Here is a 22511-nt window from a genome sequence, read left to right as displayed (position 1 = left end):
GGCGTTCCCGCCGGATAGGAGATTCACGTGACCATATCGATGTACGAAGCGTCTGTGCCGGTGTTTTCGGCCAGGTTGAAGGCGCTATCCAACGTGCTGAGCATCGCCGAGCAGAATGCGCTCGACCGGAAGATCGATCCGCAGGTGTTTTTGACGTCGAGGCTGGCGCCGGACATGTACGCGCTGACGAGACAGGTGCAGATCGCCACCGACCACGCCAAGGGCGCCCCATCGCGGCTTGCCGGCCGCGAGGTGCCCAAATACGAAGACAACGAGGCGAGCTTTGCCGATCTCCAGGCGCGTATCGCCAAGACCGTCGACCATCTGGCGACATTCTCGGCTGCCGATATGGACGGCTCCGATGACAGAATGATCGAGCTGAAGCTTGGCCAGCGCGAATTCTCGATGGCCGGCATGCAGTATCTGCTGCATCTCGCCATGCCCAATTTCTATTTCCACCTGACCACCGCCTACGACATTCTGCGTCACAATGGCGTGCCGCTGAGCAAGGCGATTTTCATGGGATCGCGTTGAAGAATGGCGAGGAGATATCCCGGTCGGAGCCGGGATATCCGACTAGCGTGAGGACATTTCGCGGGCGACGCGCGGGAAGTCGGCTGGTTTGATGCCGATATCCGCACGGTCGGCATTGCTCATCGAATGAAGCAGCGCCAGAGCCGCGCGATAGCGCAGACGTTCCTGCGGACGAGGACGGGCGAACATTTCAGTGAGGAAACCCATGATTCAAGCCCCTGGTTGGTCCTCCCCGAGTCGCAATATAGGCAAATCATGACAATTGTGCAGTGCAGCATTTGCATGGCAGCCATGCTGCGCAGGCTTTTTTGATCACAATCGACCAACCGGTGAAACTTCCGGCGCGGGCCGACCGTATAGCTGAACGCCGGCACTGAGCCGGTTTTTCCTCGCCGTTCCTGGCGAAATTCCGGACTGCATGAAAATGCAGTCCGGCTTTTTGTTGACTGCCGCGCGGCCGTTGGCTGGATTCTACGGAAAAGTCGCTGGCGATTGGCGGCGGGCTTGGAGACAGCCCGGGCCCTCCTGTATGCTGCGGCTTCCTGCCCGCGCAGCCGCACAAAAATTTCCCGCCGGAGAAAGTTCCATGCACAAACGCCGCCTCGGTCGGACCGATCTTCTTGTTTCCCAGATCTGCTTGGGATCGATGACTTGGGGCCAGCAGAACACCGAAGCGGACGGCCACGCCCAGATGGATCTGGCCTTTTCGCGCGGCGTCAACTTCATCGACACTGCCGAGCTTTACCCGATCCCGCCCAAGGCGGAGACGCAAGGCTGGACCGAGAAGATCATCGGCAGCTGGATGAAAGCTCGGGGCAACCGCGATCAAGTGATCCTCGCCTCGAAAGTGGTTGGCCGCACCGCCAATGCATGGTTCCGCGGCGGGCGCCCGTCGAAGCTGGTGCGCGCCGACATTTTCGATGCCGTCGAAAAATCGCTGACCAGGCTCAACACCGACTATCTCGATCTCTTTCAGATCCATTGGCCGGAACGAGACGTGCCGTGGGGTGCCAACCCGAACCGTATCGGCGCCGTGGCGCCACGGGCCGATTCCGTTGGCGCGCCGGCCGGCGAGACACCGATCGCGGAGACGCTCGCCGTCTTCGACGAGTTGGTGAAGGCAGGAAAAATCCGCCATTTCGGCCTGTCGAACGAAAGTTCCTGGGGCGTCATGCGGTTCGTCGCCGAAGCCGACAAGGGCGCCGGTCCGCGCCTGGTGTCGCTGCAGAACGCCTATAATTTCGTCAACCGCAGCTTCGAGGTGAATCTCGCCGAAGTCTGCGAGCGCGAACAGGTTTCCCTGCTCGCCTATTCGCCGCTGGGACAAGGCTACCTGACCGGCAAATACGATCATGGCGCACGGCCGCTGGGCTCGCGCTCGCAGCTTTTCAATCGCGGCCAGCGCTACGAGGCCCCGAACGCCGCGGAAGCGCAACTTGAGTACAACGAGCTGGCGCGCTCTTTCGGCATGGAGCCGGCTTTGTTTGCCAACGCCTATGTCACGAGCCGGCCTTTCGTCGCCTCGAGCATCATCGGCGCGACGACCCTTTCCCAGCTCGAAATGGCGCTGTCTTCCGCCGATGTCGTCTGGACCGAGGACATGCAGAAGGCGGTCGATGCAATCCACCAGCGTGTCGGTAACCCGTGTCCGTGAGCAGACTTCCGGCTCTGTAAAGTGTGATTACCCAATAATTACAATAGGGGGAGAAAAAAGTGAATTTTCCAATCGAGGTCGTGCGCGAGAAATTTCCAGCACTTTCGCTGACTGACAAGGGCCGTCGTCGCATCTATCTCGACAACCCTGCCGGCACGCAGGTGCCGCAAGCGGTTGCCGACGCGGTGTCGCACTGCCTGCTGACCACCAACGCCAATCTCGGCGGCTTCTTCGAAACCACGATCGCGGCGCAACAGGTTGTCGACGACGCCCATGTGGCGATGGCCGATTTCCTCGGTGCTGCGAGCCCGCAGGAAATCATCATCGGCGCCAATATGACGACGCTGACCTATCACATGTCGCGCACGCTCGGCCGCACGATGAAACCGGGCGACGAGATCATCCTCACCCGCATGGATCACGAGGGCAACGTATCGCCGTGGCTGCAGCTGGCTGAAGACGTTGGTCTTGTCGTACGCTGGCTGGCTTTCGACGAGCAGAGCTGGCAGATCGAGGAGGCGGCGCTTGCCGCGTTGCTCACCAACAGGACGCGGCTGGTCGCCCTGAACTACGCCAGCAATCTGACCGGATCGATCAACCGGGCGAAGGCGCTGACCGGCATTGCCAAGCAGGCCGGCGCGCTGGTCTATGTCGACGCCGTGCAGTTCGCGCCGCACGGACTGATCGACGTGCAGGACCTCGGCTGCGATTTCCTGATCTGCTCGGCCTATAAATTCTTCGGCCCGCATATGGGCATATTGTGGGGCAGGCTGGATGTCATCGATGCGCTGAAACCGTACAAATGCCGCTGTTCGTCCGACACTCTGCCGGAGCGGTTCGAACTCGGCACGCCGCAGATCGAGCTGATGGCCGGACTGACGGCCGCGGTCGATTATTTTGCGGAGCTGGGAATTGCGGCAGGCGAGGGTGGCTCGCGCCGCGTCAGGATCGCCAAGGCGTTCGAAAGATCAATCGCTTACGAAAACCCGCTGACGCAAAGACTGATCGACGGGCTGTCGGACATTTCCGGCCTGACGATCCGCGGCATCACCGATCCGGCCCGTGTCGGGGAGCGCGTGCCGACGGTTTCTTTCACCGTCGACGGCATCGTGCCGGAGACGATCGTGCGGCAGATGAATGCTGAAAACATCTTCCTGTGGTCGGGCCACAACTATGCTTGGGAGATCGTCCACCAGCTCGGCATCCCCGCCGAGCAGGGCGTCGTGCGCATCGGCATCGCTCACTACAATACGGCGGCCGAGATCGAAGAGACGCTGGAGAGCGTGCACCGTGTCATCGCCATGCTGCGACAGGAGCGATGCTGACGCGACATCCGGCTGATATCAACGCTTCCTGCCGCCGCCGAAGCCGGTGAGGAACGCAGTAAGGTTGTCGCCGAGTTCGTCGCAGAGATAGCCGCCTTCCTGCACGATGACCGTCGGCAGGCCGAGCCCGGCGATGGCCTCGCCGATGCGCGAGAAGCCCGGCGTCGTCACCGACAGCCCGCCGAACGGATCGCCCTCGAAGGCGTCGAGGCCGAGCGCCACCACAAGTGCTTCGGGCGCAAAGGCGCGAATGCGCTGGAAAGCCACGTCCAGCGCTTCGAGAAACGCCGCATCGCCGGATTTGCGTGGCAGCGGCAGGTTGAGATTGTAGCCGAGGCCTAGCCCTTCGCCGCGCTCGTCGGCATGGCCCCAGAAGAATGGATAGAAACGCGCCGGATCGGCATGCAGCGAGACGGTGAGCACGTCCGGCCGCACATAGAAAACGCCTTGCGTGCCGTTGCCGTGATGCAGGTCGACGTCGAGGATCGCCACCCGCGCCGCACTCTTGCGCAGCGTCTGTGCCGCGACCGCCGAATTGTTGATGAAGCAGAAGCCGCCGGCGACATCGGCAAAGGCGTGATGGCCGGGCGGACGGCACAGCGCATAGGCGGCCGGCGCGCCCGCCATCACCGCCTCGGCGGCCTCGACCGCGCTCCAGGCGCTCCACAGCGCGCTCTGCCATGTCTCGCCGGAGATCGGGCAAGCGGTGTCGGCCATGTGGTAGCCGGCCTGGCCGACCGCCGAGGCCGGATAGGAGCCGTTCCGCGCGATCGGGTGGATGTTGGGGATCACTTCCGCCGAAGCGCCCTCGATGTGCTGCCAGCGCGCGAAGATGTGCTCGAGAAAATCGAGATATTCCGGCGTATGCACCGCCGCGACCGGTCCGAGCCCATGATCCCTCGGCCGTTCGATCGTGCAGCCGGCAGCCCTTGCGCCAGCGAGCAGCCGTTCGACGCGTTCCGGTTTTTCCGGATTGGGCTTTTGGGCGCCGCTGGAGAGGAACGCCTTGGGATCGTGGCGCTTCTGTTCTTCGGCATAGAAGGCTTTCATCTTGGATCCTCATCGTCCGGCGCATCGGCGAAGGCAAAGAACGCGTCGCCGACGATTTTCTGCACCTGCTCGTAGCTCGACCAGGCAATGCCTAGCCTTTCGTAGAAGGCCTTGGCGGTTTCATTGTCGGTGTCGACGGACAGTCTGAGGTAGGCGCCGCCGTCCTTCCGGCATTGCGCCGCGGCACGCCGCAGAAGACGTTCACCGATCTTGCGGCCGCGAAACCGGTCTTCGACATAGAGGTCCTGCACATAGACGCCGGGCCGCCCCATCCAGGTCGAGAAGATCGGGAAATGCAGGCACAGGCCGGCGAACTCGCCGCCGACCTCCGCAATCAGCGTCGAGAAGGCAGGTTTTTCGCCAAACCCATAGGTGCGGAGGTCTTCGGCCGTAGAAGTGATTTCCTCGGGCGCGCCGATATGGGCGCCAAGCCGCAGGATCGCGGCATGGATGGTTTCAACGTCCTCGACGGTGCCGGGCCGGATGATGATGTTTTTGGAGGCTGGATTGGCAATTGTCACGACAAGCGAGGCGGCAAGAGGGGAGTGAAAGCAACCATCTCAGAACGCTACCTATCGCCACCCTTGAGCGCCAGCATCTCGCGCGCCTCAGTGGGGGTAGCGATGTCCAGCGACAGCCCGTCGAGCACGCTGCGGATACGGCGCACCTGGTCGGCATTGGACTTCGCCAGCTGGCGGCCATCGTAAAGGCTGTCCTCCAGCCCGACGCGGACATTGCCGCCCATCGCCGCCGCAATCGAGATCATCGGCATCTGGTGGCGTCCGGCAGCCAGCACCGAAAACTGGTAGCTGTCGCCGAACAGTTTGTCGGCGATGCGCTTCATATGCACCAGATTGTCGGGGTCGGCGCCGATGCCTCCCAGTATGCCGAACACGAACTGGATGAACAGAGGTCCCGACACCAGCCCTCGGTCGCGAAAATGCGCCAGCGAATAGAGGTGCCCGACATCGTAGCATTCGAATTCGAAGCGTGTGCCGCAGCCGTCTCCAAGTCTTTCGAGCACGGTCTCCATGTCGGCAAAAGTGTTCTTGAAGATCGTGTCGCGGGTTGCCTCCAGCAGCTTGGGCTCCCACTCGTGCTGCCACTCTCTTGGCCGGTCGAGCATCGGGAACAGCGCGAAATTCATCGAGCCCATGTTGAGCGAGCACATTTCGGGCTCTGCCCTGAGCGGTGCGGCCAGACGCTGGTCGAGCGTCATCAGCGAGGAGCCGCCGGTGGTGATGTTGATCACCGCTGATGTCGCCTGCTTGATGCGCGGCAGGAACTGCATGAACACATCGGGATCGGCCGTTGGCCGCCCGTCCTTGGGGTCGCGGGCGTGAAGATGCAGGATCGAGGCGCCGGCTTCGGCGGCTGCGATTGCGTCTGCGGCGATCTGGTCCGGCGTCACCGGCAGATGCGGCGACATTGACGGCGTGTGCACCGACCCGGTGATGGCGCAGGTGATGATGACTTTTCGCGGCGCCATTTTCAGCCTTCGACCGGCAGGTCGAGCTCGCCGGCCAATACTTGCAGCGAGTCGCCGATGATGGCGACGATCTCGCCGATCTGCTCTCGGGTGACGATCATCGGCGGCGCCACCATGAAATTGTCGCCGTCGACGCCACCCTTGACCTTTCGCCCATAGATGATCAGGCCGCGCTCATAGGCGAGGTCGAGCAGGCGCTGGGTGGCTTTCTTCTCCGGCGCGATCAGTCTCAGCGTATCGGGGTCGGCGACCATCTCGGCACCTAGGAGCAGGCCCTTGCCACGCACATCGGCGATGAACGGAAAGCGCTTGGCCAACCCCTTCAACTCGCCCATCAAAAGGTCGCCCATGTCAGCCGCATTGGCGATCATGCCGAGACGATCCATCTCGCCAAGCACAGCGAGCCCGGCGGCGCAGGCGAGCGGATTGCCGGCATAGGTATGGCCATGCTGGAAGCCGCCTGATGCGAGCACCGGCTGTACCAGCCGCATCGGTGCCGCCAGCGCGCCGAGCGGCGCGTAGCCAGAGCCCAGCCCCTTCGACAGCGCGACAATGTCGGGCTTGCAATTCCAGTGGTCACCGCCGAGGAATTTTCCAGTGCGGCCCGCACCGCTCATCACTTCGTCATGGATGAGCAGGATGCCGTAGCGGTCGCAGATTTCGCGGATGCGCGGATAATAGCTGTCCGGCGCCACCAGCGCCGCGGTGGCAGCGCCGCCGACCGGCTCCATGATGAAGGCGAGGACGCTTTCCGGTCCCTCGGCCAGGATTTTCTCCTCCAGCATGTCTGCGTAGCGGATGCCGCGCTGTTCCAGCGAGAGATTGTCACGATCGCGCCATGCGGCCGGTGCCGGCACGGTTGGCATGACCTGCATCATCGGGGCGAAAGTTTCGGCCAGCGCATCGTCGCCGGTGACGGACAGCGAACCAAGCGTGCCGCCATGATAGGAGGGAAAGCGCGTGATCACTTTCCAGCGCTTGGGCTGGCCGGTGGCGACAGCCCATTGCCGGGCAAGCTTGATACAAGATTCCGTCGCTTCCGAGCCGCCCGAGACGAAAAAGATGCGGTCCATCCCTTCGGGGAGTTTGGTAGCCAATAGCCGCGCGAGCTCCTCGGCCGGCTCGTTTTCGAAATGCAGCCGGTAGGCGAAGGTGGCGCGGTCCATCTGCCGCTTCATCGCGTCGAGCACGTTGCGGTTGGAATGACCGATATTGGCGACCATCGGTCCGCTCGATCCGTCGATGAAGCGGCGGCCGTCCTGCGTCCAGATGTAAATGCCTTCGGCGCGATCAACCAGCGGCCGGCGCAGGCTGGACAGATAGAACAGATGCGACGGCGGGCGCGTCTCGGTGTCCGGAGCAGGGGTCTGGGATTTCAACATGTCATGGCTTTCCAAGATAACGGTCGAGAACATTTTTGGTGACGCGCTCGACCATCGGGTCCTGCTTTAGCAGGCCGGCGACCCATTCGCAGCTTCCGGCGTGGAACACCTCGCCCTTGCCGCGCCGGAAATTGACTATCATGCCGTTGCTGTGTTTGACCTTGTCGAGATTGGCGTCACTCGCCTCGCCGAACAGCGTCTCGGCGGAAAAGCGGCCGTCGGCATCGCCGAGAAACTGGTCCTCGAACGCAATGTCGGCGCTCTCCTCGACCTGGCTAGCCATGCCGACGGCGAGAATTTGCAGCCCATCGGGTGCGCCGCTGTCGGGCGTGGGGTAGGGCAGGCCGCCGCGGATTTCGTGATCGAGCCCGTCGACCTCATAGCCATAGACATGGCTGTCGGCGCCGAGCAGGTCGCCATAGTAGATGCCTGTGCCGGCGAACGCCCAGTGCTCCGGCCGGTAGATCGGAAAGCCGCGCACGCCGCGCGGCGCGCAACCGCCCCAGCCGGCATAGAGGCCCCTCGTCGCATTGAGCCCGAAGGTCGCGGCACCCGGCCGGCCAATCTCAGGTGCTTCCCAGGAATTGGTGGCGCGGGTCACGTCGCCGCCCCGAAAGGCCGGATCCTCGGCGCGGGCGCGGTATTTGTAGCAGACCTGCCGGCGGCCCTCGTCCTCCAGCCGCGTCTGCCACATGAAATTGCCGGCGAAGCGCGCCGCATGGCCGCCGCGCTCGACGTAGGCGTCGACCGCGTCGCGCATCTCCCAGGTCCAGTATTCGTCATGTCCGACGAAGACAACGCAGTCATAGCCGTCGAGGATTTCGGGCGAGAAATGCAGTTCGTGCTGGCTGGCAAGGTCGGCGGCATAGCCGGCGCGCTCGGCAAATCGAAAGAAGTGGCTGTCATAGCTTGCCCAGCCGGACGAGGCATATTTCTTCGAATGGCCGGTGGCGAAGGCCCATTCCATATGCGGATAGCGCGGCACGGTCTTGGGCGGCACGGCGACCTCGAGCGGCACACGCGGCGCCTCCTTCGGCAGAACCACAAAGCCGCGGCACCATGGCCGCTGCGTCGACACCATTGAGGCATACTGGTCGCGGTTCGGACCGGTGATGCCTTCGTAATGATTGGAGCCGCCCCACGTGTTGTAGGCAAGCCAGGTGCCGGTGGCTGCAACCTGCAGCACACGACCGCGTTTCTTGCCGGGCTGCGGGCCGACGATGAAAAGATGGTGGCAGCGGATCGGCTTGCCGTCGCGGCCGTCCGCCGTCAGCGTGACGCGGTAGGCTCCGGACGGCCAGTCGTCGCCGACGCGGAATTCAAACGACGCATCCCAGCCGCAGCCCACGACCGAACATTGGTCGGGTGTATCCTGCCAGCGCGCCGCGATCCCAGCCTTGTCGAACATTTTAGTTTCGGTGCCGCCGTCGCGGACGATCGACATGCTGCAGCTGGACGCCGTCGAGCTGACATGCAGCACCACCATCTCGCTCCGGCGGTATGAAAAACGATCGCTGTAGCACCAGATCTCGCCGTGTTCGCCATCCATCCCCGGCCACTCGTAATAGTGGCCGCGCACGGCTTGCCGGCGCTGGTGGGGCGTCAGTCCGAAATCGGGGAATTCGGTAGGAAGCTTGGTCATGAACGCCTGTGAAGGGTCGAACGCGTCATTTCGACCATCTGGCGGCCAACCGTCAATTGGAAACGATCGGGCCAGCGATAGCTCACAGCCGGCCTTGGCCTTGCCTGCCAAACAGATTATCTCACAAAGGGCGGCCTTTTCCGCCACAGGAGCCGACATGCTGAGAGTGCAAAAGGTCAGGGTGGACGACATCTACGTGCCGACCGCGCGCAAGAAGACACTGCATCCCGAAACCGTCCGGCATCTGGCCGAGGACATTCTGGAAAACGGCATGAAGACCCCGATCCAGGTGCGCCATGACGGCAAGCGCCATATCCTGGTCGAAGGCCTGCACCGGCTGGAAGCGGCGAAGTGGCTCGGCGAGACCGACATCGACGCCTATCTGGTGCAAGCCAAGCGCCACTAAGCTCTCATTCGGCGTTCGCCGGAGTCGGCCTGGCGAAGTTTTTCGCGAGACCCGTGTCGGGCTGCGCGTTGCCCGCTCGTCCTTGAGACGGAAACCGGCATTCAAGCCGACTCTTTTGCAAGCCAGTGAGGAGACCATCATGACCACCAAGCTCGATATCGCCCCCAGCTCGGACCGTGAACTGGTTCTTGCCCGCATCATCGATGCGCCGCGCGAGAACGTTTACCGCTGCTGGACCGAGCCGAAGCTCGTGACGCAATGGTTCGCGCCAAAGCCGTGGACGACGCCGCGCGCCGAAATGGATGTGCGCACCGGCGGCTCCAGCCTGGTTGTCATGGCGGGTCCCGACGGCAATGAATTCCCGAATCCCGGCATCTTCCTCGAAGTCGTGCCGGGCAAGAAGATCGTTCTCACCGACGCCTATACGAAGGCGTGGGAGCCGTCCGAAAAACCGTTCATGACGGTCGTGCTGACCTTCGAGGATGAGGGCGAGGGCAAGACCCGCTACATCGCCCGGGTTGCGCATTGGTCCGTCACTGACCGCGAAGAGCACGAGAAGATGGGCTTTCACGAGGGCTGGGGGCAGTGCGCCGACCAGCTCGAAGAACTGGCCAAGCGGCTTTGATGTCAGCAGGACGGGAGGAGACCGACATGTCCAGATCGATGTTTTTCGCCATTTTCGCCTCGGCTGCGGCGCTGTTCGCCGCGCCGGGCTCCACCAAAGCCGAGGAGGCAAAGCCCGCCATGATCACCGAAACGAAAGCAATGCCGAAGCCGGCGAAATCCGGCCTGCTGCCGATCAACGGCCTGAACTACTACTATGCCGTCTATGGCCAAGGCGAGCCGCTGCTTCTGCTGCATGGCGGTCTCGGCACGACCGATATGTTCGCGCCGATCCTGCCGAAGCTTGCCGAAAACCGCACCGTCATCGGCGTCGACCTGCATGGCCACGGCCGCACCGCGCTCGGCGACCGGCCATTGAGCTTGGAGGCGATGGGCGACGACATGGCGGCGATCGTCAAGGCGCTCGGCTATGAGCAGGTCGATGTCATGGGTTATTCGCTGGGCGGCGGCGTCGCCTTCCGCATGGCCGTCCAGCATCCCGAGGCAGTGCGCCGGCTGGTCCTGGTCTCGACCGGCTATGCCGCCGACGGTTTCTATCCCGAGATGCGCGGCCAGCAGGCGCAGGTTGGCGCGGCGATGGCCGACATGATGAAGGAGACGCCGATGTACAAATCCTACGTGGCGGTCGCGCCGCATCCGCAGGATTTCCCGAAGCTGCTCGATCAGCTCGGCGCCTATATGCGCAAGGACTACGATTATTCCACCGACGTCCCGAAGCTGAAGATGCCCGTCATGCTGGCTTTCGGCGACAGCGACATGTACCGGCCAGAGCACGAGATCAAGTTCTATCAGATGCTCGGCGGCGGACTGAAGGACGCCGGCTGGATGCGCGAGAACCTGTCGCAGAACCGCCTGGCCATCCTGCCGAACCGCACCCACTACGACGTCTTCTTCGCGCCGGAACTTGTGGCCGCCGCGCTGCCCTTCCTCAATGGCGAGACCAAGGTGAAGACCTGGGACGAGATCGTCAGCGAAAGGAACTGACCGCCTGACACATGCCTGCCGGCCGTCTCCCTCGAGATGGCCGGCGACGTTTGTTGCGCGTCGCGCCTGACCACACCGCAAGTTCCGCCTGCCGCATCACGCCAAGAGATGGCGCCATCAAAGCTTTTCAATTGACGCTGCTATGCCGGCAGCTACCCTGCCGCCAATCCTAGGAAGAGGGGCGAAGGTAATGGCGAAATATCAAGGCGGCTGCCTGTGCGGCGCGGTGCGCTACCGCACTGATGCCGCGCCAATCAACGAGCGTGTCTGCCATTGCCGGCTTTGCCAGAAGGCGTTGGGCGCGGCCTTCAACGCCCGCGTGCTGTTCCGCATCGACGACGTGACGACAGAAGGACCGGTGGCATTGGTGAATTCCTCGCCCGATCTCAAGCGCGGCTTTTGCCCGGGCTGCGGCACGACGCTGTTTTCCCGCCGCGATTCCGCCGGCATCATCGGCGTCACGTCAGGCTCGCTCGACGATCCCTCGATATTCAAGCCGCAGATGCATATGTGGACCGCCTCGAAGCAGCCCTGGGTGCAGCTCGACGACGGCCTGCCGCAATATGAAGGCGCGCCGCCGCCCGCTTAACCTTCTCCCCATGTGGGAGAAGGTGGATTGGCGCGCAGCGCCAAGACGGTTGAGGGGTGCTGGCCGGAGCGCTGTCGGTGCCAAGCTGGAGCACCCCTCATCCGACCTCGCTTCGCTCGGCCACCTTCTCCCACAGGGGGAGAAGGAAAGGGCAGGGGCGTGCCCAATTTTTTTCATCCGGGACACGAGATAGCCGGCAAAGCGTCATTGGCGAGCCATCATTGCCACCTATCTATTACGTGCGGGTCGGCGGTCGAGGAGGCGACGGATGAACGACAGAATCAACACCCTGGATGAGCTTTTGAGCGATCCGATGATCAAGCTCGTTATGGAACGCGATCGCGTGCAGCCAGCGGCGCTTCGCACGCTGCTTGAAGAAAAGGTTCGCCGGGCGGAGGATAATGCGCCGGTCAACCCCGATCGCTTTGTACCGCCAGCCCACATGGTAGCCGAGACCTGCCACAAGCTATGGCTGTGCAGCTAGGCAACAGTGCCTGACAGGGTCAGCGGTCTTTCGCGCTGTCCCGCGGACGCTTCGACGAAGAAGCCCCTAACAATTTGATTCAAACTTTGTTGGTAATTTCTCGTTAGTAATCTGGACTGGTTTGTCCGGCGGCGCTGTCTTGCCATCGGTCTGTTGTGTTTTGCGTACAGGTCCAGATGCGGTTATCAGGCGTCGTTATCTTCTCGATCGCAGCGCTGTGCCTTGCCGGCTGCACATCGACGTCCGGCGTCGACGCGCTGCAAGTGCCGTCCAGCGAGACGACCAACTCGGTTGTGCGGCCGCCCGCGCCGGTCGCGTCGGTCGGTGCCGCCGATGCCGCACCCGCCTTCGCTCAGGAAGAGGCGATGGACCAAGCCGTGGCGATGGCTCCTCCAGAGCCTGTGGAAAGCATTGAACCACCCGCCGAGCCTATTGCCCTGGTGGCGCCGAAGCGGCTGGCGCGGGCAGCACCGATCCTCGCCGAGCCGGTCCAGCGCTATCGTTTTCGTGACGCCAAGCCGATCAATTTCGGCAGGGCCTCGCCCAGGCACCTCGCCGTTCACGGCGTCGACGTTTCACGCTGGCAGGGCAACGTGAACTGGGACAAGCTGCGCGCGCAGGGCGCGAACTTCGCCTATATCAAGGCGACCGACGGCGGCGATCATCTCGACCCGATGTTCAGGAAGAACTGGCGCAATGCCGACGCTGCCGGCCTCAAGCGCGGCGCCTATCACTTCTTCTATTGGTGCCGCACGGCCGGCGAGCAGGCCGACTGGTTCATCCGCAACGTGCCGAGGGTCGAGGGCGCCTTGCCGCCGGTGATCGACGTTGAGTGGAACGGCGAATCCAGCTGCAAGCGGCGCCCGTCGCGGCAGAAGGTGCTGGAGAAGATGCAGGTGTTCATGGACAAGCTGGAACGCCACTACGGCCAGCGACCCATCATCTACACCGCGCCCGATTTCTACCGCGACAATCTCAGAGGCGCATTCTTGGATTATCCGTTCTGGCTGCGGGCGGTGGCACAGCATCCGTCAAAGGTCTATCCCGGCCGCAAATGGGTGTTCTGGCAGTATTCCGGCTCCGGCCTGTCGCACGGCGTGAGGGGCCGCATCGACCTCAACGTCTTCCACGGCGACGAGAGAGCCTGGCGGAACTGGGTTGGCGGGCGGCAGATGGTGGCCGAGGCGGAGTAGGCGGTCGCAGAGACCGCATTTGCAGGCCAGCGCGACGTGAATATCGACGGACCCTGACCGCCTGTCGCGGAATTGTCATGAATCCGTCATCGCATTGAAATGTCGCTCCTCCAAAGCAGGTGGCTTCCATCCGAACAGGAGACGCCATCCGTGCCCCGCCATTCCGCGCTTTTCGTCCTGACGGCAGCGCTTGCTGCCTCCGTTTCGCTGCCGGCCCATGCCGACATGATGTTCAACCGGGTCGCGAGCTTCGCGATCGCCGGAAACCTCCCGGCGGACGTCGAGAAGGCCACGCCGACTTCGTCCGAGATCATCGCGGCCTCCGAAGACGGCATGACGCTGGTCTATTCCGACAGCCCGCTCGGTGCGGTCGGTTTCATCGACATCACTGACCCCAAGGCGCCCAAGGCCGGCGGCATCGTCAAGATCGACGGCGAGCCGACCTCGGTCGTTGTCCTCGGCGGCAAGGTGCTGGCCGGCGTCAACACGTCGGAGAGCAAGGCCAAGCCTTCGGGCAACCTCACCGTCATCGACCTCGCCTCCAAGGCGATCGAAAGCACCTGCGACCTCGGCGGCCAGCCGGACTCGCTGGCGCTGAGCAAGGACGGCAAGTTCCTCGCCATCGCCATCGAGAACGAGCGCGACGAGGAGGTGAACGACGGAGAAATACCGCAGATGCCGGCGGGCGACCTCAAGATTTTCACGCTTGCCGAAGGCCAGCCTGATTGCGCGACGATGAAGAGCGTGAACCTGGCGGGCATTGCCGAAGTCGCGGCGGAAGATCCGGAGCCGGAATTCGTCGCCTTCAACGAGGCCGGCGAGATAGCGGTCACGCTGCAGGAAAACAATCACATCGCCGTCGTCAACGCCGAAACCGGCGCGATCGTCACGCATTTCTCCGCAGGCTCGGTCACGCTGGACAAGATCGACACCAAGAAGAACGGCGCCTTGTCCTTCGATGGCAAAATGGAAAACGTCGCCCGCGAACCCGACGCCGTGAAATGGCTCGACAATGACCGTCTCGTCGTCGCCAACGAAGGCGACTACAAGGGCGGCTCGCGCGGTTTCACGATCTTCAGCAAGAAGGGTGAGGTTCTCTACGAATCCGGCCCGTCCTTCGAGTATGAGGTTGCCAATGCCGGTCATTATCCCGACGCCCGCAACAAGAAGGGCATCGAGCCGGAAGGTCTCGAGACCGGCACCTTCGGCGAAGACAGGCTGATTTTCGTCGCTTCGGAGCGTGGCTCTGTTGTCGGCGTCTACAAGGACACCGGTGCTGAGCCTCAGTTTGCCCAGATCCTGCCCTCCGGCATCGCCCCGGAAGGCCTGGTCGCGATCCCATCGCGCAATCTGCTGGTCACCGCCAACGAGGCCGACCTGGTCGAGGACGGGCTCGCCCGCTCGCATGTCATGGTCTACGAGCGCTCCGAGGGTCCCGCCACTTACCCGAGGATCACGGCAAAGCTCACGGCAGACGGCACGCCGCTCGGCTGGGGAGCGCTTTCGGCGCTCGCGGCAGGCGACACTGCCGGCAAGCTCTTCGCTGCCTCGGACTCGTTCTACGCCAACGCGCCCTCGATCTTCGAGATCGATGCCACGCAGACCCCGGCGCTGATCACCGGCAAGACCATCGTCACGCGTGGCGGCCATCCTGCACAGAAGCTCGACATTGAAGGACTTGTCGCCGACGGTGAAGGCGGCTTTTGGCTGGCCAATGAAGGCGATCCGGCAAAGCTCGTCCCGCACGCCATCCTGCGTGTCACCGACAAGGGCGAGATCAAGCAGGAAATCGGCTTCCCGATGGAATTGCTCGCCCACCAGACCCGCTTCGGTCTCGAAGGCATCACCACCATCGGCGAAGGCGACGACCTGACGCTGGTGATGGCCGTGCAACGCGAATGGGCTGACGATCCGAAGGGCCAGGTCAAGCTTTTGGCCTACAAGCCGAAGGCCAAGGAATGGTCGGCGGTGCGCTACCCGCTCGAAGCGACCGAAGCTGGCTGGATGGGCCTGTCGGAGATCACCGCGCATGACGGCAAGCTCTATATCCTCGAACGCGACAACCAGATCGGCGACCTGGCCAAGGTGAAGCGCGTCTATTCGGTGGCGCTCGACGCCTTCAAACCGGCCAAGCTCGGTGGCGAACTGCCGTTGGTCGAAAAGACCCTGGTGCGCGACATCATCGGCGACCTGAAATCAGCCACCAACGGCTATGTCGTCGACAAGGTCGAAGGTTTCACCATCGACAAGAACGGCGATATCTTCGTCGCCACCGACAATGACGGCGTCGATGATTCTTCCGGCGAAACGCTGTTTTTACGCTTGGGCAATATCAGCGCCGTGAACTGAGGTGTTTGCTTCCGCTTTGGGAGAGGGGACAGTTCTTCCCTTCTCCCCCTGTGGGAGAAGTTATCGCCGAAGGCGACGGATGAGGGGTGTTCCAGCCTGGCAAGGATGGCGTCGTAGAAAAGCCATTTCTAAAGAAAGAAGCGTCTAACAAAGCCTATCTAGAAAGCGATTTGTAATATAGCTCCGAAGCGATTTTCTCCATCGTAGCCTTCACAACCCTGTCTATAGGTGACGATTCTTGGTAGTCCGCCGGCGCAATGAAATTAACGCGCCCGTCATTTAGCATCTTTTGAGACTTCGTCTTCGCACCTTTGGTATGCGGTCTGAACACCGCGATTGAGGTGCCGCCAAGATTTTTAACTAAGCGAAAGCAGGGAACGTCCGTGAGCCCATCACCAATGTATAGGATATTTGAGAAAGGAACTGGGCGATTCTCTGGAGGGATGTACTCATTTATCAATGAGTTATCGTATACGTTGTGACTTCCTTTGTTTATTCGAAAAAGGTACTGAGTCTTGGTCGTGTAATTCAGTGCCAGCGCAGGCCAAACGGCGATTCCATGGTGGTCATAGCAAAAGGATGAGGCGTATATATTTTCAAAGTGCTTCGATATTTTGCTTCCGGATATCATTTCACGGATTCCAGACGAAATCACGTGGTGGGACACTTTAATTCCGCCGTCCTTTCCGTAATTATTTATACGGCTAAACCATTCTTCGACGCCATCAAAAAGTTCTAGTCCTTTCCCATAGCTTTCAAAGTCTTCTTTGCGTACTTTAACTTCTTTGGTGGATGCTTTTGCAAGCATCAACTTCATGTATATAAGAATTTCATCTGCGTCATGCTTGACGCAGTCCGCTTTGACCTCGTTCCAAAATGCCTTCTTGGTCATTCCAATCGCTGGAATGAAATCTCGCTCCTGCATATTTCCCGGGGCGAGAGTACCATCAAAGTCGTAACATATTGCAAGAGGAATTAGCTTCCGAACCAATCTCTCAACTATCCTTTCGGCGGGTTGGGGTCACTCCCATATGAATTCCGTGATCTAATTTTACCGTCCGCTCCCTGCAATAATGCTTCACTTTGAGCACCACGCGCAAGTCTTCTAGTTTCAGACCAAGCTTCAGCCTGCGTGGAGTGTACAGAAGACGCTCGACTTGCACCTTCTTTTTTTACGGCCCAGCCGTCGCCACGCTTCGTGGTCCAGTAATTTTTCGCCATCGTCCTTCTCCCTTTCGAACAAAACGCGAACAAATTTAGGTCAACATAAGTCTCTTGGCAATCCTATTTTCTCAACTGCACCCACTCGTCACACCACATCTGTCGCACCTCTCATGCGCCCCGTTCCGCACCATGGTGAAATTCTGACATTCGGAGCAGGAATTGCCGGTTTAGCCCTGCAGCAGCGATTTGCTCGGCGGTCGGCGGCGAGTTTCTTCGCCTCGGCTGCCTCAAGCGCTGTGCCCGAATATGTCTTCACCATATGCTGCTGCTGGTGGTCGCCTAAAATTCTGCGCAGTTCTAATGTTCCCAAAAAAAAGCAACAGTTGTGACCTGAGCTTCGATGTTGAATTCTGCTTATTATTTCGTGGCAATGATCCGGTCATTGTCTTTAGCCAAATTTTATCCGTCACCGTGTCAGTACTGTTCTGGCGAATTTTAAGTCTATTAATATGCTTTAATACGCGGTTTGCTTGCTTTTGACTTATCCTATAAAGCTTGGAGACCTCGGAGGCCGTCTGAACTTTTTTTAGGGCTGAGAAAGGGTATAGGAAGCAAAGGGCGAACATTGTTGCTTGCCATTCGGCGCTGTGGGCCAAGCCTGAGTCCTTGACCCTTACCTCATAAGGTCCAGAGGCACTATTCAGGCCAAGAGCTGCATACTTGTGATGCAAAAAAAGATGCCCCACCTCGTGCAGAATTATTTCGGCGGAAAACATACACCTGTTCGAAGCTCCTTCATAAATGCTCTCCGAAACAACCAAGCCTAGTGGCTCGGTGGAAATAAATGCGCGGACTGGTCCCATCTTTTCGTCCGCCTCGATGTAGGTATGGAGGCCTGGGAAAATCTTAGGCAAGTCAAGCTCTATAAAGCGTATTACGTCAAAATCCTGGTTCTCGTGGAGTGAAAATTCCGTGCGGACCCATTCGGCCAATATTCGAATTTTATTTGCCGAGGCAGCTTTGCTTACAAAAACGTCGTTCATGATTGAGCACCGTATCGAGATTGGCTAACTCGTGTCAGCTTGTACGTTGGATCCTGCATTGACAGCGCTATTTCAACTTCAGTCCTATCAAGCCCAAGTATGTCCATGACTAAAATCACGTAGTGCGCAGATGGAGTTTTTTCGCCGCGTTCGATGCGGGAAATATCAAGAGGACTCGTTCCCACCAATTTAGCCAGTTCAGGTCTAGTCATTGTCATCGCAGTCCGCCCTTCGGAACAAAGTTGTCCGAAGGGAGTCGTGCGATACACATTGTTGGAGGGCGGGGACTTTGAGTTCATAACAACAGTTCAGCTACACCCGCTCGTCGAGCCACACGTGTCGCACTTCTCACATGTCCCGTTCCGCACCATCGTGAAGTTGTGGCATTCCGAGCATTCGTTGCCGGTGTAGCCCTGCATCAATGATTGCTGACGCCGGGTAGCGGCAAGCGCCTTTGCCTCGGCGGCTTCCTGCGCGGCGGCGTCGGTGAACAGCACCGAAGTCCCCGAAGCCTCGTCCGCCGTTTCCTCGTAAACGATATCCTCGACCAGTTCCTTAGCGCGCTCCTCGTAGTCGCGCTTGTAGGCGATGGCTTCGTCGCTTGTCGGCTTCAGCGTCAGCACGTTCGAGCCGGAGAAAGCGGTCGGGGCAGTACGGGCTGGGGTTCCGGAGCCCGAACCCGCAAAGCCCTTGGGTTCGCCACCTATGCCCGACACCAGCTTGACCGGTGAGGCGCCGCGGGTAAGGCCCTTCGAGAACGGCGTCGCCTTGCCTTCATTGATGCCGCGTCCGAGCGCCGTCTTGTCGAAGTCCGACTGGTCGACATGGGCGAGGTCATGGCGGCCGAGGTAGGACACGGCGAGCTCGCGGAACACGTAGTCGAGGATCGACGTGGCGTTCTTGATGGCGTCGTTGCCCTGCACCATGCCGGCCGGCTCGAACTTGGTGAAGGTGAAGGCCTCGACAAATTCCTCGAGCGGCACGCCATATTGCAGGCCGAGCGAGATGGCGATGGCGAAGTTGTTCATCATCGCCCGGAAGGCAGCACCTTCCTTGTGCATATCGATGAAGATCTCGCCGATTCGACCGTCGTCGAACTCGCCGGTGCGCAAGTAGACCTTGTGGCCGCCGACGACAGCCTTCTGAGTGTAGCCCTTGCGGCGGTTCGGGAGTTTTTCGCGGTCGCGGTATAGGCGTTCGATAACGCGCTCGACGATCTTCTCCGTGACTTGGACGGCGCGTGCCGCCGCCGGTGCCGCGATCAGCTGCTCGACCGCATCGTCCTCGTCGTCTTCGACGTTGGCAAGCAGCGAAGCGTTGAGCGGCTGCGAGAGCTTGGAGCCGTCGCGATAGAGCGCATTGGCCTTCAGCGCCAGCTTCCACGACAGCATGTAGGCGCCCTTGGCGTCTTCCACCGTCGCGTCGTTCGGCATGTTGATGGTCTTGGAAATGGCGCCGGAGATGAAGGGCTGGGCCGCCGCCATCATCTGGATGTGGCTGTTGATCGACAGCGAGCGCTTGCCGATCTTGCCGCACGGGCTGGCGCAGTCGAACACGGGCAAATGCTCGGCCTTCAGGAAAGGCGCGCCTTCCAGCGTCATCGCACCGCAGACATGGATGTTGGCGGCCTCGATGTCCTTCTTCGAGAAGCCAAGCGCCGGCAGCATCTCGAACGAGAAATCGTTGAGCTGCTCGTCGGTGAAGCCAAACGTCTCCTTCACCCAGTCCGCACCCAGAGTCCACTGGTTGAAGACGAACTTGATGTCGAAGGCCGATTTCAATGCCGCGTTAAGTGCCGCGATCTTGTCGTCGGTAAAACCCTTTGCCTTGAGTGAGCCGGGATTGACGGCGGGCGCCTGGTTGAGATTGCCGTGGCCGACCGCATAAGCTTCGATCTCGGCGATCTGGCTTTCCGAATAGCCAAGCGTGCGCAACGCTTCAGGGACGGCACGGTTGATGATCTTGAAATAGCCGCCGCCGGCCAGCTTCTTGAACTTCACCAGCGCGAAGTCGGGCTCGATGCCGGTGGTGTCGCAATCCATCACCAGGCCGATCGTGCCGGTCGGCGCGATCACGGTCGCTTGCGCATTGCGGTAGCCATGCTCTTCGCCGAGTTCGATGGCGCGGTCCCAGGCAGCCTTGGCATGGGCGGCAAGCTCCGGCTGCTTCAGGTCGGAGGCGACCAGCGGCACCGGGTTGACGGCGAGCTTCTCGTAGCCGTCTTTGTCGCCATAGGCGGCGCGGCGGTGATTGCGCATGACGCGCAGCATGTTCTGCGCATTGCGGTCGTAATCGGGGAAGGCGCCGAGCTCAGCGGCCATTTCGGCCGAGGTGGCATAGGCCGTGCCGGTCATGATCGCGGTGAGTGCTGCGCAGATGGCGCGGCCCTCGTCGGAATCATAGGGAATGCCCGAGGTCATCAGCAGGCCGCCGATATTGGCGTAGCCGAGGCCGAGCGTGCGGTATTCGTAGGAGAGCTTGGCGATCTCCTTCGACGGGAACTGCGCCATCATCACCGAGATTTCCAGCACCATGGTCCACAGCCGAACCGTGTGCTCGTAGGCTGATATGTCGATGGTGCCGTCGGCGTTGCGGTAGGGCAGCAGGTTGATCGAGGCCAGGTTGCAGGCGGTGTCGTCGAGGAACATGTATTCCGAGCACGGGTTGGACGCCCGGATCGCACCGGCCGAGGCGCAGGTGTGCCAGTCATTCATCGTCGTGTTGAAGTGGAGGCCCGGATCGGCCGATGCCCAGGCGGCATAGCCGATCTTTTCCCACAGATCCCTGGCCTTCAGCGTCTTCAGCACCTTGCCGTCCTTGCGTGCGGTGAGGTGCCAGTCGGCGTCCTCTTCGACGGCGCGCAGGAAATCGTCCTTCAGCGAGACCGAATTGTTGGAGTTCTGGCCCGAAACGGTGAGGTAGGCATCCGAATCCCAGTCGGTGTCGTAGGTCTTGAACGACATCGAGGTGTAGCCCTGCTTGGCGAATTGGATGACGCGATAGATGTAGTTCTCCGGCACCCCGTCCTTCTTGGCCAGCTTGATCTCGCGCTTCAGCGCGGTGTTGATCGCCGGGTCGAAGCAATCGTCGTCCTGGCCTTCACAATTGATGCAGGCCTTCATGATCGCTTCGAGGTGCTTCTTCACGATCTTGGAGCCGGTGACCAGCGAGGCGACCTTCTGCTCCTCATTGACCTTCCAGTCGATGAATTCCTCGATATCGGGATGGTCTGCGTCGACGATGACCATCTTTGCGGCGCGGCGCGTCGTGCCGCCCGACTTGATGGCGCCCGCCGCGCGGTCGCCGATCTTGAGGAAGCTCATCAGGCCGGACGAGCGGCCGCCGCCGGACAGCTTTTCGCCTTCGCCGCGCAGGAACGAGAAGTTGGAGCCGGTGCCGGAGCCATATTTGAACAGTCGCGCTTCACGCACCCACAGGTCCATGATGCCGCCTTCGTTGACGAGATCGTCCTGCACGCCCTGGATGAAGCAGGCATGCGGCTGCGGATGCTCGTAGGAAGATTTCGACTTGGTCAGCTTGCCGGTGAACGGGTCGACATAGAAGTGGCCCTGGCTCGGGCCGTCGATGCCATAGGCCCAGTGCAGGCCGGTGTTGAACCATTGCGGCGAGTTCGGCGCGACGCGCTGGGTGGCCAGCATATAGGCGAGCTCGTCGCGGAAGGCGCGCGCGTCTTCCTCCGATTTGAAGTAGCCGCCCTTCCAGCCCCAATAAGTCCAGGTGCCGGCGAGGCGGTCGAAGACCTGGCGGGCGTCGATCTCGGAGCCGTAGCGCTCGGCCTCCGGCAGTTTTGCCAGTTCGGCTTCGTCGGCGACGGAGCGCCAGAGGAAGGAGGGGACGTCATTCTCCTCGACCTTCTTCAGCCGAGCCGGCACGCCGGCCTTGCGGAAATACTTCTGCGCCAGGATGTCGGCGGCAACCTGGCTGAACTGCGCCGGCACGTCGATATTGTCCAAGCGGAACACCACCGAGCCATCCGGATTCTTGATCTCCGAAAGCGCCTTGCGGAATTCGATCTCCGCATAAGCCGACTGCCCCTGCTTGGTGAAACGACGCTCGATGCGCATTGGTCCTATCCTTTGTGTCTACATATAGCGCTTTTCCCAGGGGATTTCTGCCCCTTTCTGAAACGCGCATGTCCGCCGTCTGCCGGCGTTCGAAAACGGCCGGCTCCTTTTCACAGCCTCCGTCCGCCCTGTTGGTCGAACTCCTTGCGAAGTAGCGGTCCAACGCGCCGACGAACCCTGCGGATCCCTCAAGACTGAAACTTTTTTGCGACTCCCTCAATCGAGGGAACTTCACACTATCTAGCGTCGAACCTACCTGCAAACACTAAATATAGTGTTAACAGACAATTTATTCCAGTCCGACATTTTTCCCTTTCGCCCCCAAAGACCCCACAATCGCAACGCTTCCGCCAGCCTCGTAACCAGGCGGAAATGCGGCCAAAACGCACATAATCCGGGAAAAAGACCGGGCTCAGAACTTTCCGGTCGCGCTCTCAACAGGAGCGCATGGCCTATAAAAGGCGACTCGTTTTGCGCCGTCAAGGATTCGTTTGCGTAGCTTTTATGACCCCAA

At 60.9% G+C, this 22511-nt stretch carries 20 protein-coding genes; 10 read left to right on the top strand and 10 right to left on the bottom strand.

All coding sequences use genetic code 11. The features are described from left to right. Positions 1 to 27 precede the first annotated feature (27 nt). Positions 28 to 534 (top strand): DUF1993 family protein, encoded by a 507-nt coding sequence (locus EJ075_RS30005; protein ID WP_095489548.1) that lies wholly within the window; start codon positions 28 to 30, stop codon positions 532 to 534. 42 nt (positions 535 to 576) lie between these two features. On the opposite strand, the gene EJ075_RS30000 is transcribed toward EJ075_RS30005, so the two are convergent. After that, positions 577 to 741, bottom strand: coding sequence for a hypothetical protein (locus tag EJ075_RS30000; RefSeq protein ID WP_095489547.1), 165 nt, complete (start codon positions 739 to 741; stop codon positions 577 to 579). A 379-nt stretch (positions 742 to 1120) separates the two neighbouring features. On the opposite strand from EJ075_RS30000, the gene EJ075_RS29995 reads away from it, so the two are divergent. Beyond that, positions 1121 to 2188 carry an aldo/keto reductase gene (locus EJ075_RS29995; RefSeq protein WP_126106791.1) on the top strand — a complete coding sequence of 356 codons (1068 nt, stop codon included), beginning with the start codon at positions 1121 to 1123 and terminating at the stop codon, positions 2186 to 2188. 59 nt (positions 2189 to 2247) lie between these two features. Further along, the gene (locus tag EJ075_RS29990; RefSeq protein ID WP_095489545.1) at positions 2248 to 3513 is read left to right on the top strand and encodes a cysteine desulfurase-like protein; all 1266 of its coding nucleotides are present in this window, start codon (positions 2248 to 2250) and stop codon (positions 3511 to 3513) included. An 18-nt stretch (positions 3514 to 3531) separates the two neighbouring features. Here the strand turns inward: EJ075_RS29990 and EJ075_RS29985 are convergent, their stop codons facing one another. From EJ075_RS29985 to EJ075_RS29965, 5 genes are read right to left on the bottom strand one after another with little or no spacing between them, the layout of a single operon-like run. Beyond that, complete coding sequence (locus EJ075_RS29985) at positions 3532 to 4563, bottom strand: histone deacetylase family protein (protein WP_126106790.1); 1032 nt, start codon at positions 4561 to 4563, stop codon at positions 3532 to 3534. Continuing rightward, positions 4560 to 5078 (bottom strand): GNAT family N-acetyltransferase, encoded by a 519-nt coding sequence (locus EJ075_RS29980; RefSeq protein ID WP_164547330.1) that lies wholly within the window; start codon positions 5076 to 5078, stop codon positions 4560 to 4562. The genes EJ075_RS29985 and EJ075_RS29980 overlap by 4 nt, the downstream gene beginning before the upstream one ends. Positions 5079 to 5131: 53 nt before the next feature. Beyond that, positions 5132 to 6052, bottom strand: a complete 921-nt coding sequence (locus tag EJ075_RS29975) for a 3-keto-5-aminohexanoate cleavage protein (RefSeq protein WP_095489543.1) — start codon at positions 6050 to 6052, stop codon at positions 5132 to 5134. Positions 6053 to 6054: 2 nt separating this feature from the next. Next, positions 6055 to 7434 (bottom strand): aspartate aminotransferase family protein, encoded by a 1380-nt coding sequence (locus EJ075_RS29970; protein ID WP_095489542.1) that lies wholly within the window; start codon positions 7432 to 7434, stop codon positions 6055 to 6057. A gap of 1 nt (position 7435) precedes the next feature. Further along, the gene (locus tag EJ075_RS29965) at positions 7436 to 9076 is read right to left on the bottom strand and encodes a N,N-dimethylformamidase beta subunit family domain-containing protein (RefSeq protein WP_126106789.1); all 1641 of its coding nucleotides are present in this window, start codon (positions 9074 to 9076) and stop codon (positions 7436 to 7438) included. A gap of 157 nt (positions 9077 to 9233) precedes the next feature. On the opposite strand from EJ075_RS29965, the gene EJ075_RS29960 reads away from it, so the two are divergent. The 7 genes from EJ075_RS29960 to EJ075_RS29930 all read left to right on the top strand — a co-directional run bounded on the left by EJ075_RS29960 (position 9234) and on the right by EJ075_RS29930 (position 15705). After that, positions 9234 to 9482, top strand: a complete 249-nt coding sequence (locus tag EJ075_RS29960) for a ParB N-terminal domain-containing protein (RefSeq protein ID WP_095489540.1) — start codon at positions 9234 to 9236, stop codon at positions 9480 to 9482. Positions 9483 to 9621: 139 nt separating this feature from the next. Then, the gene (locus tag EJ075_RS29955; protein WP_126106788.1) at positions 9622 to 10107 is read left to right on the top strand and encodes an SRPBCC family protein; all 486 of its coding nucleotides are present in this window, start codon (positions 9622 to 9624) and stop codon (positions 10105 to 10107) included. A gap of 26 nt (positions 10108 to 10133) precedes the next feature. Further along, a complete protein-coding gene (locus EJ075_RS29950; protein WP_126106787.1) occupies positions 10134 to 11090 on the top strand; it encodes an alpha/beta hydrolase in 957 nt (318 codons plus the stop codon). Positions 11091 to 11280: 190 nt separating this feature from the next. After that, positions 11281 to 11679, top strand: a complete 399-nt coding sequence (locus EJ075_RS29945; RefSeq protein WP_126106786.1) for a GFA family protein — start codon at positions 11281 to 11283, stop codon at positions 11677 to 11679. Between the two features lie 268 nt (positions 11680 to 11947). Then, positions 11948 to 12163, top strand: a complete 216-nt coding sequence (locus EJ075_RS29940) for a hypothetical protein (RefSeq protein WP_095489537.1) — start codon at positions 11948 to 11950, stop codon at positions 12161 to 12163. A 176-nt stretch (positions 12164 to 12339) separates the two neighbouring features. Next, positions 12340 to 13356 (top strand): GH25 family lysozyme, encoded by a 1017-nt coding sequence (locus EJ075_RS29935; protein WP_126106785.1) that lies wholly within the window; start codon positions 12340 to 12342, stop codon positions 13354 to 13356. 150 nt (positions 13357 to 13506) lie between these two features. Further along, complete coding sequence (locus tag EJ075_RS29930; protein ID WP_126106784.1) at positions 13507 to 15705, top strand: esterase-like activity of phytase family protein; 2199 nt, start codon at positions 13507 to 13509, stop codon at positions 15703 to 15705. Positions 15706 to 15859: 154 nt separating this feature from the next. Here EJ075_RS29930 and EJ075_RS29925 read toward each other — a convergent pair whose 3' ends face one another. From EJ075_RS29925 to EJ075_RS29905, 4 genes are all read right to left on the bottom strand, one after another. Next, on the bottom strand, positions 15860 to 16696 hold the full coding sequence (locus EJ075_RS29925; protein WP_126106783.1) for an HAD family hydrolase: 837 nt from the start codon (positions 16694 to 16696) through the stop codon (positions 15860 to 15862). A gap of 8 nt (positions 16697 to 16704) precedes the next feature. Beyond that, positions 16705 to 16926 carry a DUF2188 domain-containing protein gene (locus EJ075_RS29920; RefSeq protein ID WP_126106782.1) on the bottom strand — a complete coding sequence of 74 codons (222 nt, stop codon included), beginning with the start codon at positions 16924 to 16926 and terminating at the stop codon, positions 16705 to 16707. 230 nt (positions 16927 to 17156) lie between these two features. Continuing rightward, positions 17157 to 17912 (bottom strand): hypothetical protein, encoded by a 756-nt coding sequence (locus EJ075_RS29915; protein WP_126106781.1) that lies wholly within the window; start codon positions 17910 to 17912, stop codon positions 17157 to 17159. A 308-nt stretch (positions 17913 to 18220) separates the two neighbouring features. After that, positions 18221 to 21997 carry a vitamin B12-dependent ribonucleotide reductase gene (locus EJ075_RS29905; protein WP_126106779.1) on the bottom strand — a complete coding sequence of 1259 codons (3777 nt, stop codon included), beginning with the start codon at positions 21995 to 21997 and terminating at the stop codon, positions 18221 to 18223. Positions 21998 to 22511: the final 514 nt, after the last annotated feature.

Origin of the sequence: Mesorhizobium sp. M6A.T.Cr.TU.016.01.1.1, from assembly GCF_003952585.1 — a bacterium.
In the GTDB taxonomy this organism is placed as follows: domain Bacteria; phylum Pseudomonadota; class Alphaproteobacteria; order Rhizobiales; family Rhizobiaceae; genus Mesorhizobium; species Mesorhizobium mediterraneum.
This window is presented reverse-complemented; position numbering and strand designations above follow the sequence as displayed.